General features: G+C 70.1%; 12 protein-coding genes and 1 pseudogene. 1 reads left to right on the forward strand and 12 read right to left on the reverse strand.

All coding sequences use genetic code 11. The annotated features are described in order from the left end of the window. Positions 1-27 precede the first annotated feature (27 nt). Positions 28-1,374 (forward strand): crotonyl-CoA carboxylase/reductase, encoded by a 1,347-nt coding sequence (gene ccrA / locus AOK17_RS04615; protein WP_055610994.1) that lies wholly within the window; start codon positions 28-30, stop codon positions 1,372-1,374. A 66-nt stretch (positions 1,375-1,440) separates the two neighbouring features. On the opposite strand, the gene AOK17_RS04620 is transcribed toward ccrA, so the two are convergent. The 12 genes and pseudogenes from AOK17_RS04620 to AOK17_RS04675 form a co-directional block, all read right to left on the reverse strand. Continuing rightward, on the reverse strand, positions 1,441-2,238 hold the full coding sequence (locus AOK17_RS04620; protein WP_055610995.1) for a class I SAM-dependent DNA methyltransferase: 798 nt from the start codon (positions 2,236-2,238) through the stop codon (positions 1,441-1,443). A gap of 14 nt (positions 2,239-2,252) precedes the next feature. Continuing rightward, the gene (locus AOK17_RS04625; RefSeq protein ID WP_055610996.1) at positions 2,253-3,599 is read right to left on the reverse strand and encodes an aminotransferase family protein; all 1,347 of its coding nucleotides are present in this window, start codon (positions 3,597-3,599) and stop codon (positions 2,253-2,255) included. Between the two features lie 58 nt (positions 3,600-3,657). After that, a complete protein-coding gene (locus AOK17_RS04630; RefSeq protein ID WP_063997161.1) occupies positions 3,658-4,644 on the reverse strand; it encodes an amidohydrolase family protein in 987 nt (328 codons plus the stop codon). Further along, positions 4,628-6,340, reverse strand: a complete 1,713-nt coding sequence (locus AOK17_RS04635; RefSeq protein WP_169801895.1) for an AMP-binding protein — start codon at positions 6,338-6,340, stop codon at positions 4,628-4,630. The genes AOK17_RS04630 and AOK17_RS04635 overlap by 17 nt, the downstream gene beginning before the upstream one ends. Then, complete coding sequence (locus tag AOK17_RS04640) at positions 6,337-7,164, reverse strand: SDR family NAD(P)-dependent oxidoreductase (RefSeq protein ID WP_055610998.1); 828 nt, start codon at positions 7,162-7,164, stop codon at positions 6,337-6,339. Before AOK17_RS04640 ends, AOK17_RS04635 begins: the two co-directional genes overlap by 4 nt. Further along, entirely contained in the window at positions 7,161-8,663 is a 1,503-nt protein-coding gene (locus tag AOK17_RS51935; RefSeq protein WP_055610999.1) for an SDR family NAD(P)-dependent oxidoreductase, read from the reverse strand. Before AOK17_RS51935 ends, AOK17_RS04640 begins: the two co-directional genes overlap by 4 nt. After that, positions 8,656-9,951 carry a beta-ketoacyl-[acyl-carrier-protein] synthase family protein gene (locus tag AOK17_RS04650; protein ID WP_245697009.1) on the reverse strand — a complete coding sequence of 432 codons (1,296 nt, stop codon included), beginning with the start codon at positions 9,949-9,951 and terminating at the stop codon, positions 8,656-8,658. Before AOK17_RS04650 ends, AOK17_RS51935 begins: the two co-directional genes overlap by 8 nt. Before the next feature lie 17 nt (positions 9,952-9,968). Continuing rightward, the gene (locus tag AOK17_RS04655; protein ID WP_055611000.1) at positions 9,969-10,943 is read right to left on the reverse strand and encodes a 3-oxoacyl-[acyl-carrier-protein] synthase III C-terminal domain-containing protein; all 975 of its coding nucleotides are present in this window, start codon (positions 10,941-10,943) and stop codon (positions 9,969-9,971) included. Positions 10,944-11,033: 90 nt separating this feature from the next. After that, the gene (locus AOK17_RS04660) at positions 11,034-11,828 is read right to left on the reverse strand and encodes an SDR family NAD(P)-dependent oxidoreductase (RefSeq protein WP_055611001.1); all 795 of its coding nucleotides are present in this window, start codon (positions 11,826-11,828) and stop codon (positions 11,034-11,036) included. A gap of 45 nt (positions 11,829-11,873) precedes the next feature. Further along, entirely contained in the window at positions 11,874-12,905 is a 1,032-nt protein-coding gene (locus AOK17_RS04665) for a 3-oxoacyl-ACP synthase III family protein (protein WP_055611002.1), read from the reverse strand. Between the two features lie 20 nt (positions 12,906-12,925). Further along, complete coding sequence (locus tag AOK17_RS04670) at positions 12,926-13,885, reverse strand: ketoacyl-ACP synthase III (RefSeq protein ID WP_055611003.1); 960 nt, start codon at positions 13,883-13,885, stop codon at positions 12,926-12,928. 10 nt (positions 13,886-13,895) lie between these two features. After that, positions 13,896-14,122, reverse strand: a pseudogene (locus AOK17_RS04675) (CoA-transferase); the annotation flags it as partial.

Raw genomic sequence — 14,122 nt, forward strand, 5'->3', positions numbered from 1 at the left:
CGCGCCAGGGCGAAGAAGGGACATCGCATGGACGCGTTGACCGAGGCAGTATTGAGCCATGCCCCCGCGGCGGAATGGAAGGGCCTTGAACCGCCGGGCGAGTACCTGGCGGCACATCTGCGGGCCACGGACGTCGGCGGCTTTCCGCCCGGAGCGGACCGCGACGTCCGCACGACCATCCACGTCGGCAACGTGCCGATGCCCGAACTGGCGCCGGACGAGGTGCTGGTGGCGGTCATGGCCAGTTCCATCAACTACAACACCGTGTGGTCGGCGACCTTCGAGCCCGTGCCCACGTTCTCCTTCCTCGAACGCCTGGGCCGGCAGGGCGGTTTCGCACAGCGGCACGACCAGCCGTACCACGTGATCGGGTCGGACGCGGCGGGTGTGATCGTGCGCGCCGGCGCCGGCGTACGCCGCTGGAACGTCGGCGACCACGTCGTTGCCAGCTGCGTCCAGGTCGACGACCAGGAACCGGCGACGCACGCCGACGGGATGCTGGGAGCCGGACAGCGCATCTGGGGGTACGAGACGAACTTCGGCGGGCTGGCCCACTATGCCGTGCTGCGGGCGAGCCAGCTGCTCCCCAAACCCGCGCATCTGACGTGGGAGGAGGCCGCGTCCGTGATGCTCACCGCGGCGACCTCGTACCGGATGCTCGTGAGCGACAAGGGCGCGCGCATCAAGCAGGGTGACATCGTGCTGATCTGGGGGGCCTCCGGCGGACTGGGCGGTTACGCCGTGCAGCTGGTCAAGAACGCGGGCGGGATCGCCGTCGGCGTCGTGGGCTCGGAGAGCAAGGCCGACCTGGTGCGCCGGCTCGGCTGCGATGTGGTGCTCAACCGTGCCGAGCTGGGGGTCGGAGGCGATCGCGAGCTGACGCCGGAGCAGACCGTCGAGCAGGGCAAACGGCTCGGCCGAGCCATCCGTGGTGCCCTGGGCGAGGATCCTCATGTGGTCTTCGACCACGTCGGGAAGGCGACCTTCGGCCTCTCCGTCTTCGTCGTCCGGCCCGGTGGAACGGTGGTCACCTGCGGTTCGAGTACCGGCTACGACCACCACTTCGACAACCGCTATCTGTGGATGAACCTCAAGCGCATCGTGGGCAGCCACGCGGCCAATCTCCAGGAACAGTGGGAGTGCAACCGCCTGTTCCGGCTCGGCCTGCTGGCGCCCGTTCTCTCGGAGGTCCGTCCACTCGCCCAGGTCGGCGAGGCGGCGCGTCTCGTGCAGCGGAACGAGCATCTCGGCAAGGTGGGTGTGCTGTGTCTGGCGCCCAAGCCGGGGCTCGGCGTCACCGATCCGGAGCGGCGCGTGGCTCTCGATCCGGAACGGCACAATCCCTTCGCGGCACTTCGGCAGGCCGCTTCCTGACCGTGGGCCGGGGCCGGAAGAGGTACGTGCCTCTTCCGGCCCCGGCCCACGTCGTGCGCGAGTCCGTCAGGGCTTGCGGTAGACGGACACCGAGTCCCTGCTGTCGTACTGGAAGGCTTCCCTGCGCCAGCCTCCCCAGCGCTCCTCCAGCTCCAGGCCGCCCAGACGGGCCATCAGGTCCTGTTCGGCGGGCCAGATGTACCGCATGGTCGCCGCGATGATCCGGTTGCCCTTCTCACTCATGATCACGTCGGTGCGCTTGATCATCTGAGTGGTGGGATCCATGGTGTTCATCTCGAACCAGGCGAGCCTGGGATGTCCGGCCAGACGGCCCGAGACGCGGAAGGGCTCCGTCATCCCGTAGTCGTTGTGGCGGCCTCGTTGGTAGTTGGACATGTCCGGGACGATGTTCTGTATGACGAGCCGGCCGCCCGGCTTGAGCCGCTTCGCACTGTTCTCCAGGCAGCGCGTCTGCTCGTGCTGGTCCGGCAGCACGAACAGCGTGGCGAGCGCGATGAACACGACGTCGTAGAGCTTGTCGACGTCGACGTCGGCGAAGTTGCCCTCGTGGAGGTCGATCCGGTCCCCGCCCTCCTTCTCCCGGAGCCGTTCCAGCATCTTCGGCGAGGCGTCGATTCCGCTGACCCGCACGCCGCGCGCGGAGAGCGGGATGGCCACGCGTCCGGTGCCCACGCCCAGTTCGAGGGCGCTGCCTCCCTTGGCCAGTTCCGCCAGGAAGTCCGCGGCCTCCTCCGCGTCGTCCCTGTTGTCGTCCGGCGTCCAGCTGTCCCAGATCTCGGCGTAGCGGTCCCATTCGGCCGCCGCCTCTTCCTGCCACTGCTTGCTGGTCTTCCGAGCGGTCATGTCGTCACTCGCCTTCATCCCATGGCCTTGGCGAAGCCGGACTCGGGCAGCCGGCCCGACTTCACATCGGTGAGCGCCCCGTCGAGGGCCGCGACTATCTCCGCCACGTCGTCCTCGGTGACGACGAGCGGCGGCATGAGCATCAGATTCGGCACCACCCGCAGGCTGGAGCTGAGGACGCCCCGGCGCTCCAGGGCCATGCGCAGCTTGTTCACCGTGCTCGGCGACCAGGCCTCCCCGCCTGGCTCCCCGAAATCCAGTCCGCAGAACAGGCCCTGGCAGCGGAAGCCGGTCAACTCCGGGTGCTGTGCCTGGAGTTTGCCCAGCTCCGCGACGAGGTCGGCCTCGCGTCGGGCCACGTTCGCGAGCACGCCGTCCTCCGTCAGGACGTCGATGACCGCGAGGGCAGCGGCGGCGGCGAGCACATGACCGTCGTTGGTCGAGCCGACGCTCAGCGCGGTGTCCCCCGTCGTCCCCTCGTACAGCTGGTCGTACAGCCGGTCGTGGATGGCGATGGCGGACATCGGTACGTACCCGGAGGTGATGCCCTTGCCCAGCGTGATGATGTCGGGGGTGACGTCGGGTACCTGCTCGGCGCGGGTGAAGTCGCCCACCCTGCCCATCCCGGTCACCACCTCGTCGAAGATGAGATGGATGCCGTGGGTGCGGCAGAACCGCGCCAGGGAGCCCAGGTACTCGTGGGACAGGATGTGCCCGCCCTCGCCGACGATGGGCTCGACGATCACCGCGGTCACCCGCTCGGGGCCGAAGTCGGTGATCATGCGCTCCAGGTCACTGACCCGCGGGTCGGCGCCTGCCATGAACGGGCCAGGCGCGTGGTGCACTCCCGGGAGCATGGGCCCCGTGTGGTGGTGGAGATACGAGACGCCGGTCACCATTCCGGCGCCGGGCCCTTGCCCATGGAACCCGTCCCACATGGCGAACACGGCCATCCGCTCGGGCCGCTCCTCCTGGAGCCGCAGGAAGCGGGAGAACTGGACGGCGGTCTCCACCGCCTGAGCACCGTTGCTGGCGAAGCGGACCCGGTTGATGCCTTCGGGCATGTGGCGGACGAGTGCCTCCGCGCACTCCACGGTGACCTGGGCGGGGCGGCCGTAGCCGTAGCTGTTGCCGAACGGCAGCCGCTCCACCTGTCGCTTGATGGCTTCGAGGACACGCGTGTTGCCGTAGCCGAGCGTCACGTTCCAGAGCCCGGAGCGCCCGTCCAGGTACCAGCGCCCGCCGGCGTCACGAACCCGTACGCCGTCCGCGTCGGTCAGCATGTCGTCGGGTGAAAGAGCCTTGAGATACGGGCGCGGCACGCCGCTGTTCCACATGGCATAGTGTGCCGGATCGATCACGGTAGTTCCCTTCCTCTGTGCTGGGGGTGGCGGTGATCATGGATGGTGAGGGTGCGGTTTACGGGCGCGGGTGTGTCGGCAGGCCCAGCAGCCGGGCCGCGTTGCCGTAGAGCCAGGCGTCCGTCACGTCGTCGCCCAGTCCCAGGGCGGCCACCTGTCCCGCGAGCGTGCCGACCGGGTCGGCGTTGACCCAGGTTGCGGAGCCGAACAGGACGCGGTCGCGCAGTGTGCTGCCGCCGTAGAGGACCAGCGGCTCCCAGCCGGAGCCGGGACGGCCCATCCACAGCGGCCGATGCGACGAGATGTCGAGGTGGACATGGCGATGCCGCTGCGCGATGGAGATCATCTCCAGCACCCAGGGCCAGGCCGCGTGCCCCGCGACGATGCGCAGGCCGGGGTGCCGGCGGGCTATCCAGTCGACGTTGCGCGGATGGCACAACTCGGCGGCGTACCGGGAGAAGTGGTGCCCGGTGTGCAGCCACAGCGGCATCCCCAGCTCCTGCGCCCTGCGGTACACCGGGTCGTAGGCTGCGTCGCGGGGATCGATGCCCTGCCAGAAGGGGGTCACGGCGAAGCCGCGCATGCCGAGCGCGTGGCAGCGCTCCAGCTCGGCAAGGGCCCGCTCCGGGTCGGTGAGGTCCAGGCCCGCCCACGCCTGCAGCCGATCGGGGACCTTCGCTGCCACGGCGGCGACCCTGCTGTTGACGTCGTCGCCGTCGTCCGTGGTTCCGCCACAGCTCATGAGGACCTGGTGGGCCACTCCGTCCCGGTCCATGTCTCGCAGCAGCGCGGCGACATCCGTACGGTCCGGTCGCCCCGCGATCAGCAGGTCGATGGCGCCCTCCTGGTCCCCGGCGTCCAACCGCGCCCGGAAGTCGGCGTGTTCGACACCGAAGACCGCTGTCGCATGCCGGCCGAACGCGCGCAGGTATGCCGGGGCGACCGCGCTCAGGGCCCGGAAGTACGTCCGCCAGCACTCCCGGTCCAGAACCAGGGCGCACACGTCGATGACGCGTCTCGTGCGCCCGTCAGTCGATACGGTCACGAGTGACCTCGATTCCGGCGGACGCCCGGTCCCAGGTGTCGGCGGTGACGCCCTCGGCGCGCAGCTCTTCCTTGCGCACCTTGCCCGTGGGGGTGACGGGGAGGTCGGGCAGGATGCGCAGATATCGCGGCACCATGAAGTGGGCCATCCTCGACCGCAGTACGGCCAGGAACTCCGCCGGGTCCAGCTCGGCCCCGGGGCGCAGCGAGATCGCGGCGAGGATCTCGTCCTCCGCGAACTCGCTGGGCACGGCCACGACCGCGGCGAGCGCCACGGCGGGATGATCGAGCAGCTCGCTCTCGACCTCGACGGAGGAGATGTTCTCGCCACGGCGCCGGATGGCGTCCTTGAGCCGGTCGATGAAGAAGAAGTCGCCCGTCCGGTCCCGCTGCACCGCGTCACCGGTGTGGAACCAGCCGTGCCGCCAGGCCGCAGCGGTGGCCTCCGGCATCCCGTGGTACCCGTGGAACATGGACCAGGGCCGGTCGGCACGCAGCACCAGCTCGCCCACCTGGCCGTCCGGTACGTCGATGCCGTGCTCGTCGACGACGCGGCACTGCACTCCGGGGCGTGGCCGGCCGCAACTTCCCACGCGCCGCGGATTGAGGTCCGTCACGAGGGGAGCCGACGTCTCGGACATGTTGAAGCCCGTGTACACGTCGACACCGAAGCGACGGCCGAATTCCAGCGCCTCCCGTGTCAGCGGCATGACGCAGACGGCACGCAGCGGGTGGTCCCGGTCGCGAGGGCCGGGCGGGACATCGACCAAGAAGTTGATCATCGCCCCGATCAGGGTGCACATCGTGACCTCGTGCTCGCGTACGGAGGTCCAGAACTCCCCGGTGCTGAAGCCGTGGGTGACGACGACCGAGCCGCCGAACAGCAGCATGCAGTAGGCGACTTCCGTGCCGCCGCCGTGGAACAGCGGCAGGTTCAGCAGGTACCGGTCGTGCTCCGTGATGTCGTCGGCGGCCAGGGCCGTCACGGTCGAGTAGTGGTGCACGTACGAGACGAGGACGCCTTTGGACGCGCCGGTGGTGCCGGAGGTGTAGATCACCGCCATGGTGTCCCAGGGCTCGACGGGCCGCGCCGGCGCCACGAACTCCCGGGCGGGGGCGCGCAGCGCGTCGGCATCCAGGACGCGCGGGGCGCCGGGCAGCACAGGGAGTTCGCCGTCCGGCGCCCCGCCCAGTACCACCACCTCTTCGAGTGCCCCGCCGCCGATGTGCGCGAGCCGGTCGACGAGCTGGGCGTGCGCGACGAGCACTCGCGCCCCGCTGTTGTCGAGGACGTGCCCGAGCAGGCTGCCCCGGTACGCGGTGTTGACGGGCACGTACACGGCGCCGAGCAGATTGGCGCCGAACCAGACGCGCAGCGCGTCGCGGCCGTTGGGCAGCCAGCTGAGCACGGAGTCGCCCTGGCGCACGCCCAGCCGGCCCAGGGCCGCGGCGGTCGAGAGCGCGTCCTCGTACATCTGCGCGTAGGTCCAGGTCGTGCCGTCCTCGAAGACGGCGTACGTCCGGTCGGGGTGTGCGCGGGCACGCGTGGCGAGCAGTTCACCGGTCACGCAGTGCGCGGCACTCGGCACCCGGGGGTCTCCCGGAGCGAGGATCTCGACGAGCGGAGCCGACGGGCCGGGAGCCGCTGCGCCGGTCACGGCTGTGCCGGGGTCCGTGACGACCCGCGCCCCTGTCATTCGGAACTCCCGTACAGGTCCGCCATGTGCCCGCCGTACGTGTCGTAGTTCCGCAGCGTGCGCAGGTACTGCTCCCAGTTGGCGAGCGTCTGCGCGCTCCTGCTCACCGGCCGTACCGGGATGAGCGGGCCGATGCTGACCACGGGCGGGCGGGTGAGCGCCCAGAGCACGACCTCCGCGATGTCGGAGGGCGCCAGCAGATCCTCGGCTCCCACGCCCAGGGTCTCGGGATCCTGCGCCAGATCGGTGAGGACCCAGCCGGGCAGAATGGCCAGCGCCCGCACACCCAGGTGCCGGTTCTCCAGGTCGACTTGGGCGGTCAGCGCGTTCAGGGCGCGCTTGGTGATGGAGTACGGCGCGGTCCAGTCGGACTGGAGCACGCTCCCCTCCGAACTGATGTTGACGATCCACCCGTAGCCCCGCTCGCGCATCCCGGGCAGCACGGCCCGCGTCAGCAGGAACGGCACGTCGAGGTTCAGCCGGAACGCCTGGTCCCAGTGGCGGGGCTGTGTCTCGTGGATGGGCCCCGTGCGGGCCAGGGCCGCGTTGTTCACCAGGATGTCGACGGGACCGAGCTCCCGCTCCGCGGCGGCCACCGTCTCCTCCGGGACGCCTTCCCCGGCGAGGTCGCCGGTGAGCGCGACGGTGGGCACGCCGTGGGTCCGCAAGGACCGCTCCACCGTGGTCAGTTCCTGTTTCCGGCGCGCGGCGATCGCGACCGACGCGCCCGCCGCGGCCAGCGCCTCGGCGGTGCTCGCCCCGATCCCGGACGACGCTCCGGCGACGAGCGCCACTTTGCCCTTGAGTGGCCTGTCCTCGGTCACGGCCGGTTTCCTTCCTCGTCGGTCTGGTCGGACACGTCCAGCGACGGCAGCCCGACCAGGCAGTGGCCACCGCCGTCCACGCGCAGTTGTGCGCCGGTCAACCCGGCCGATGCGGGGCTGAGGAGGTAGCACACGAGCGCCGCGATCTCGGTGGGTTCGCTCATCCGGCCTGTCGGCACAAGCCGGTTGGTGGCCTCCAGGAACGCGGGGTTGGTGACGTCCGTCATCGGTGTGCGGACGAAGCCCGGCAGCACGCAGTTCGCCCGTACCCCGTGCCGGGCGGCCGTGGTGGCGAAGTGGCTGGTGTACTGAGCGGCTGCCGCCTTGCTCACCCCGTAGCTCGCCAGGTTGGCCACCGGTGCGCTCACCGCGGCCAGCGAGGAGATGGCTGCCACGGCGCCGGGGCGCCCGGTCTGCTTCCAGTGTCCGAGCAGCGAGTCGCAGGCGGCTGCGTACGACAGCGTGTTGAGGGCGAGCAGCTGGTCCCTGTTGGCGGAGTTGAGGCCTGTGCCGTCGAAGACGACGATGCCGGCCGCGTAGGCGAGGGCGTCGATTCCGCCGGTGAGCTCCCAGGCCTCGTGCACCAGTTCCCCGGCACGGTCCGGGTCGGACAGGTCGGCGGGCAGGACCCAGGCCGTACGGCCCAGTTCGCGGATCTCGTCCGCGAGCTTCTCCAGTTCGGGCCTGCGGCGGGCGACCAGGACGACGTCCGCGCCTCTCCGGGCGCTTTCGCGGGCGATGCTCGCTCCGATACCGCTGCTGGCTCCGGTGATCAGCGTCGTGGTCCCGGTCAGCCGGAACGGGTCGGGGCAGTCTCCCTCCGGCGGTGGGTCGGTTGTCGGCCGGGGGGCGCGCACCGAGGGCATGGGAACCAGTCCGGTGTCGAGGCCGCCGTCCAGCGGAAGGGTCTCCCCCGCCACGTTGCCGAAGCCACGGGAGGCCAACAGGCGCAGCGCAGCGGCGAGTTCCTCGGGCTGGACGGGTCGGCGGGTCACCAGATGACGAAGGAGTTCGCCCTCCGCCTCGGGAGCCAGGCGATGGCCCAGGAACGGCGCGTACCCGACCCGTACGGTGTTGGCGAGCACGTCGCGGGTGGCCGCACGTTTGCTGAGGTGCCGCCACCAGGTGTGGTCGGCTGCCCGCTGGGCGGCGCGATCGGGGTCCGCGTCGCCGTGGACGTGAGGGCCCGTGTCGGTCACCAGTACGGCGCGGCCGCTGCCCCGGGCCGCCATGGACTCCAGGACGCCGGCCACTCGGTCGCGGCGCATCGGCGCTCCCTGCCCACCGCCGAGCGCCTCGTTTCCGAGAGCCACGACGCAGTAGACGTCCGGGAGTTCCCCGGTCCGCTCGCCCGGGCCGACGACCTGGAATCCGTAGCGCCGCCAGGCGTTCGCGACGGCCCGTGTGTGCGGGGTGTCGATGCCGGGTTCGAGGAGGACGCGGTCACCGACGGCGCGCAGCGAGTCCGTCGCCACGAGGGTCTCGTCGCGCTCAGTCATCCGCTCCTCCCAGGAGGATCGCGCTGGCCACGGAACCGATCGTGTAGTTGAGGCTGAGCGCCCTGTCGATGCGGGCGGGGCGCGCCGTCGTCCCGGGGACCGGGTCGAAGGTGCACACCTCGGCCGGCTTCTCGCAGTTGGCGGTGGGGGCGATCAGGCCGTGGCCCATCATCTGGAGTGTCGCCGCCACGCCGATCACGCCGAGCGGCGCTCCGCTGTGGCCGAAGACGGCCTCCTGGACGGTGACGGGGAGGTGGGCCGCCCGCTCGCCGAAGAGCCCGGCGACGACATTGCCCTCCATGAGGTTGAACGCCCGGTCCCCGGTTGCCGCACCGTTGACGTAGTCGATCTCCTCCGGTGTCACCCGGCCCGCCATGCACGAGCGTGCGGAACGCAGGGCTCCGGTGCCCGCGAGGTCGAGGGCGAGATTCGGCTGCGCGTTGCGGCCGGTGACCTGGGCGAGTACACGGCCGTGTACCCTCGCTCCCCTGCGCTGCGCGTGTTCCCGGCTCTCGAGGATCAAAGTGGCCGCTCCGTTGCCGTAGTTGAGGCCCGAGGCGCGTTCGTCGTACGGGCGCATCGGTGTGTCCATCAAGGTGGCGGTCTGGGGTTCGGCTCCCTCGACGGACCGCTCTTCGAGCTCCACGTACTGCCGCAGCCGGCTCTCGCGCCAGTAGTCGGCGCCGGTGACGACCACGAGGTCCACCTCACCCGCGGAGATCATGCGGGCCGCGTTGCCGATCAGTACGGAGGAGGACGCGCAGCCGCAGGAGAGCGTGTAGCTGGGGCCCGTGGACCCCACCAGCCCAGCCTGGACGGTCTCCACGTCCGACATGACCGCGTTGAGGACGTTGCGGAAGAGCAGCGACCGGGCCTCACGTGGACTGACGACCCGGGTGTCGGCGAGCAGCACCGGAAGATAGGTGTCGACAATGGCGTCGGCCGTGGCGTTCCTGGCCGCGAGCACCGCGGCGCCGGAGAGCGCGCCCGCCCGCCAGTCGAGGGAGGCGTCGTCGCACGCCTCCAGCAGAGCGAGCAGGCCGTACAGGTGGATGTCCGAGTACTTGTCCAGGAAGCGCGGCGGAATCTCCGGCAGCCGCTCCGTCGTCTCGTCCATGTCGATGCGGACGCTGCCGAAGTACGTGCCGTCGTCCTGCGGCAGGAAGGACTCTCCGTTGGACACCGCCGACCAGAACTGCTCGGGGGTCGCCGTCGGACCGGTCCGGCCCGGCAGGCAGAAGCCCATGCCCGTCACGAGTGGATCGTGGGGCCCCTTCGTCGTCTTCACCGCTCGGTCCCTCCCGCTCAGATCCGGTAGAGGAGGCTGCCCCAGCACCAGACCCCGCCGCCGATGGAGGGTGAGAGCACGAGATCGCCGGGCTTGACGACGCCTCGTTCCCGCAGCTCCGACACGGTGGTGGGGATGGAGGCGCTGGAGACGTTGCCCCGGAAGGCGAGGTTCGTCAGGACACGCTCGGGGTCGGCGCCCAGCTTGTGCTGAATGCCCCTGGCCAGCGGCTCGGTTCCGGAGTGCGGGATGAGCCAGTCGATGTCGGCGAGCGTCAGTTTGTTGCGCTCCAGCACCTCCTCGACGGCGTCCCGGATATGGCCCAGGGCGACCTCGTTGAGATCGGGGTGGCTCCTGACCCAGCCCTGCTCGCCGCCGGCCGCGGACATGTGGGCGAGACTTCCGTCGGTGTGGAAGACCGAGTCGATGAGGCCGGGTTCAGCGCCGGGGGACGATTCGAGGACGACCGCGCCGGCACCGTCCGAGACGAGCATCGCGCCCTTCGACCCCGGCCGTACGCGCCGGGTCACCCGCTCGGTGGCGGCCACGAGCGCCTTGCGGTATCCGGTGGGCGAGGTGAGAAACGCCGCCGCGGTGTGCACCGCCTGGATGAACCCGGCGCAGGAACCCGCCACTTCGAACGCCATGGAGCCCTTCATGCCGAGCTCCGCCGCTGTCAGCGCCCCCACCTCGTCGACGTAGTTGCGGTCCGTCCAGTGGCTGACGACGACCAGGTCGATGTCGTCGGCGGCCGTCCCCGCGTCCGCCAGTGCCTGTCGGGCGGCCTGAGCGGCCATGAACACGGGTGTCTCGTCGTCGCCCGCCCGGTACCGGGTGTGTACGCCGACCCCACCGATGACCCTGTCCTCGACGACGCTCGTCGTCGCCTGCTCGGACCCGTGATTGCGGATTTCCTCGACCGGGAAATAGTGCCCGAATCCGGTGAATCGTATTCCAGCTTCTTCCCAGATACCGTGGTGGCCTGTCGTCATGGTGGAAAAGCTAGTAGTGCGAACACGCGTGGACATCCGACCGCCAGTACTCGATGGGGAGTTTCCCTGGGTACTTGAGGTACTCGTATTTCACGGAACCCAGCCGGGCGGCCCTCCGCCGTCGATCCGTATCACCGACCCTGTCAGATACGGGCTTTCCGCGGCGAAGCACACCGCATCGGCTATCTCTTCTTCCATCCCCCACCGGCCGAGCGGCACGAAACGCTGGAGCCCCTCCATGTAGCGGGCATGGCGCGGAAACGAGGAGGTCTTCTCGCGCAGCGCTTCGCCGTCCATCACACCGGGCGCGACGGCGGACACCCGGATCCCGTACTGGCCCAACTCGTAGGACCAGGTACGGGTCAGCGCCTCCACCCCGGCCTTGGCCGCGGTGTAGGCGGACTGTCCGTACGCGCCCACCGCGAGCCCCGAGGACACGTTGACGATCGCTCCCGGCACCTCGTGCCGGATCATCGCGGCGGCGGCCTCACGGCCGACCAGGAACACCCCGGTCAGACAGAGCCGCACGGTGCGCTCCCACTCCTCCAGCGGATGGGTGACGAGTTCGTCGCGTGACTGGCCTCGGCGCTTCTTGACCAGCAGGCGGGAGAGGTTGCCACCCGCGTTGTTCACGCACAGGTGCAGTGGCCGCGTCGCCGTGAGGCCGGCGAACAGCTCCCGTACGGACTCCTCGGAGGTGACGTCCGCCCGTATCGCGTGCAGCTCCAGGCATTCGGCCTCGGCCATGGCCTGCACCTTCTCCAGGCGTCCCTCGTCGAGGCCGATCACCGTGGTGCGCCACCCCTCGGCGGCCAGCCGCCGGGCCACGGTCAGGCCGAGGCCGCGGGTGCCACCGGTCACCAGAGCGTTCCTGGATTCGGACAACGCACAACACCTCTCGTTCTCTGCCGTCGTATGCCGTACGGACCTTCATCGGTACCGGAACACCATGGCGCCCCAGCTGAGACCGCGCCCAATGCTTACGCCGAGCAGCAGGTCTCCGGGTTTCACCGTCCCGTTGTGCACGTTTTCGGAAAGGGCACTCGGCATTCCGACGCTCGAAGTGTTGCCCCGCTCGGGCAGGTTCAGGAGCATGCGCTCACGTGGAATGCCGAGACGGTCCGCCATGGGGTAGAGGAGGTTGGTGTTCGCCTGGTGGGGAACACACCAGGCGATCTGCTCCGGGGAGATCCCATTGCGTTTCAGCACTGTCTGGCCGGCTTCGACGAGCATGTCCGGAGTGACTTCGGAGAGGATTCCGCCACGCATCACCATCTTGTCGTTCTCATCGATGTCGAAGGCGTCGTAGTAGCGGCCGTCGGCCCGCAGGACCGCGTCGACGATGCCGCTGCCACCGGGCGCGAGTTCACCACTCGCGGTGGTCTGCCCGCGCTGCCAGACGGCGGCTGCCGCTCCGGCGCCGAAGAGCGCCGAGTTCTTGAATCCGAAGTTGAGGATGGCCCGAGGGCTCTCCGCGCACACCACCAGGACGGTCCGCACGTCCATCGAGGCCAGCAGCCCGCGGGCCATGACGCTGGCGTACAGGAATCCGGCGCAGGCGACGGCGGTGACGTCGAAGCAGAACGCGTCGCGCGCGCCCAGCTGCTTCTGCAGGGGCAGCGAGATGTCCATGTAGTTGTTGCCGATCGAGGACGGGTTGACGCGGGGGCGCGCGGTGGCACTGGTGCCGATGACGACGTCCACGTCGGACACGTCGAGGCCGGCGTCCTCCAGCGCCTGGTGCGCCGCCCGCGCACCCATCTCCACGAACCTCTCGTCCGGCCCTGCCCAGTGGCGGGCCCGTACGCCGGTGTTCTCCCGTATCCAGGTGTCGTCCACGTCGAGGCCGGGCAGCTGGGCGAAGTGCGCGTTGGTGACCGGTTCGCCGGGAAAGTAGTGCCCGACACCGGTCAGCACCACCGGGGGGCCGGCTGCGGAGCGCGGCGACTCTGCTTCGGACATGGGAGTTGGTCCCTCTCTTGTCACAGTTGGTAGAGCAGGGCGCCCGAGTACCAGCCGGCCCCCGCGGCCGGCGACAGGATCATGTCGCCCTTGCGGAGCGTTCCGGACTCGGTGTACTCGGAGAGCGCACTCGGGATCGTCGCGCTCGTCGTCTGGCCGCGCGTACGGAAGTTGGTGAGGACGCGTTCGGGGTCGGCGCCGATGCGCCGCACGAGTTTCTCGCTGATCCGTACGGATCCCGGGTGCGGCACGACCCAGTCGATGTCTCCGATGGTCATCCCGTTGCGCCGCAGCACCTGGTCCGTGGCCTCGCCCGCGGTCTCTGAGGCGACGTCGGCGATCGTGGGCAGGCTGACGGTCCAGCCGTTGCTGCCCCGGGCCTTGGACACGCCCGCGTGTTCGCCGTAGCTGAGAACCACGGAGTCCCGCAGTCTGGAGTCGTCGGGCGGTCCCGCCTCCAGTACGGCGGCGCCCGCTCCGTCGCCACCGACGTACGACCCTCGCCGCCCCGGCTTGAGCCGCTGGGAGAACTGGTCGGAGCAGACCACCAGCGCGCGCCGCCAGTTGTGACTGGTGAGGAGCGCCGCGGCGGTCTGAACACTGTGCACGAAGCCGACACACGCGGTGCACACATCAAAGGCCAGGGCCTGCCCGGCACCGAGCCGCAGCGCGATCCGTGGTCCGTCCTCGGGGGCGTAGCGGCGTTGCGACCACGACGAGAAGACGACCAGGTCGAGGTCCTTCGCGTCCATCCCCGCGTTGCGCAGCGCCCGCTGCCCGGCCTGCACTGCCATGTACGGGACGGTCTCGGTCTCGTCCGACAGGTGGCGCCGCTCCACTCCGAGAGCGGGACCCAGCACGGCGGCCTCCGCCTCCGGCGCGGGCGGCAGGTCGGCCGGGATCTCCTCGCAGTGCTGTGGGAAGTAGTGGCCGAAGCCCCGGAACGAAATCCCTCGTCCCACCCAGATACCTCCGGTCATGCCGCGCTCCTCACCTGTAGAAACCCTGCGGATCGAGACCTCGTAGCCAGGCGATCTCCTCGTCGGTGATCGCCGGTTCCGGCAGCCATCCCTCGGTATGGACGGGCCAGCCGGTCAGGGACGCCACGGCTTCGCCGGGTGTCGTGGGGCCGTCGTCGAGCGGAAGCCAGGTGGTGAGGCGGAACGGTTCGTCAACGCTGTCCCGGCTGAACCGCCCGAAGTGGCCGGCCACTTCGC

This window comes from Streptomyces phaeochromogenes, from assembly GCF_001418655.1.
GTDB classification, from domain to species: domain Bacteria; phylum Actinomycetota; class Actinomycetes; order Streptomycetales; family Streptomycetaceae; genus Streptomyces; species Streptomyces phaeochromogenes.

Excerpts from the sequence above, each read along its gene's own strand:
- AOK17_RS04620 (WP_055610995.1), bottom strand. The coding sequence starts at position 2,238 with ATGACCGCTCGGAAGACCAGCAAGCAGTGGCAGGAAGAGGCGGCGGCC.
- AOK17_RS51935 (WP_055610999.1), bottom strand. The coding sequence starts at position 8,663 with ATGACTGAGCGCGACGAGACCCTCGTGGCGACGGACTCGCTGCGCGCC.
- AOK17_RS04670 (WP_055611003.1), bottom strand. The coding sequence starts at position 13,885 with ATGACCGGAGGTATCTGGGTGGGACGAGGGATTTCGTTCCGGGGCTTC.
- AOK17_RS04635 (WP_169801895.1), bottom strand. The coding sequence starts at position 6,340 with ATGACAGGGGCGCGGGTCGTCACGGACCCCGGCACAGCCGTGACCGGC.
- ccrA (WP_055610994.1), top strand. The coding sequence starts at position 28 with ATGGACGCGTTGACCGAGGCAGTATTGAGCCATGCCCCCGCGGCGGAA.
- AOK17_RS04655 (WP_055611000.1), bottom strand. The coding sequence starts at position 10,943 with ATGACGACAGGCCACCACGGTATCTGGGAAGAAGCTGGAATACGATTC.
- AOK17_RS04665 (WP_055611002.1), bottom strand. The coding sequence starts at position 12,905 with ATGTCCGAAGCAGAGTCGCCGCGCTCCGCAGCCGGCCCCCCGGTGGTG.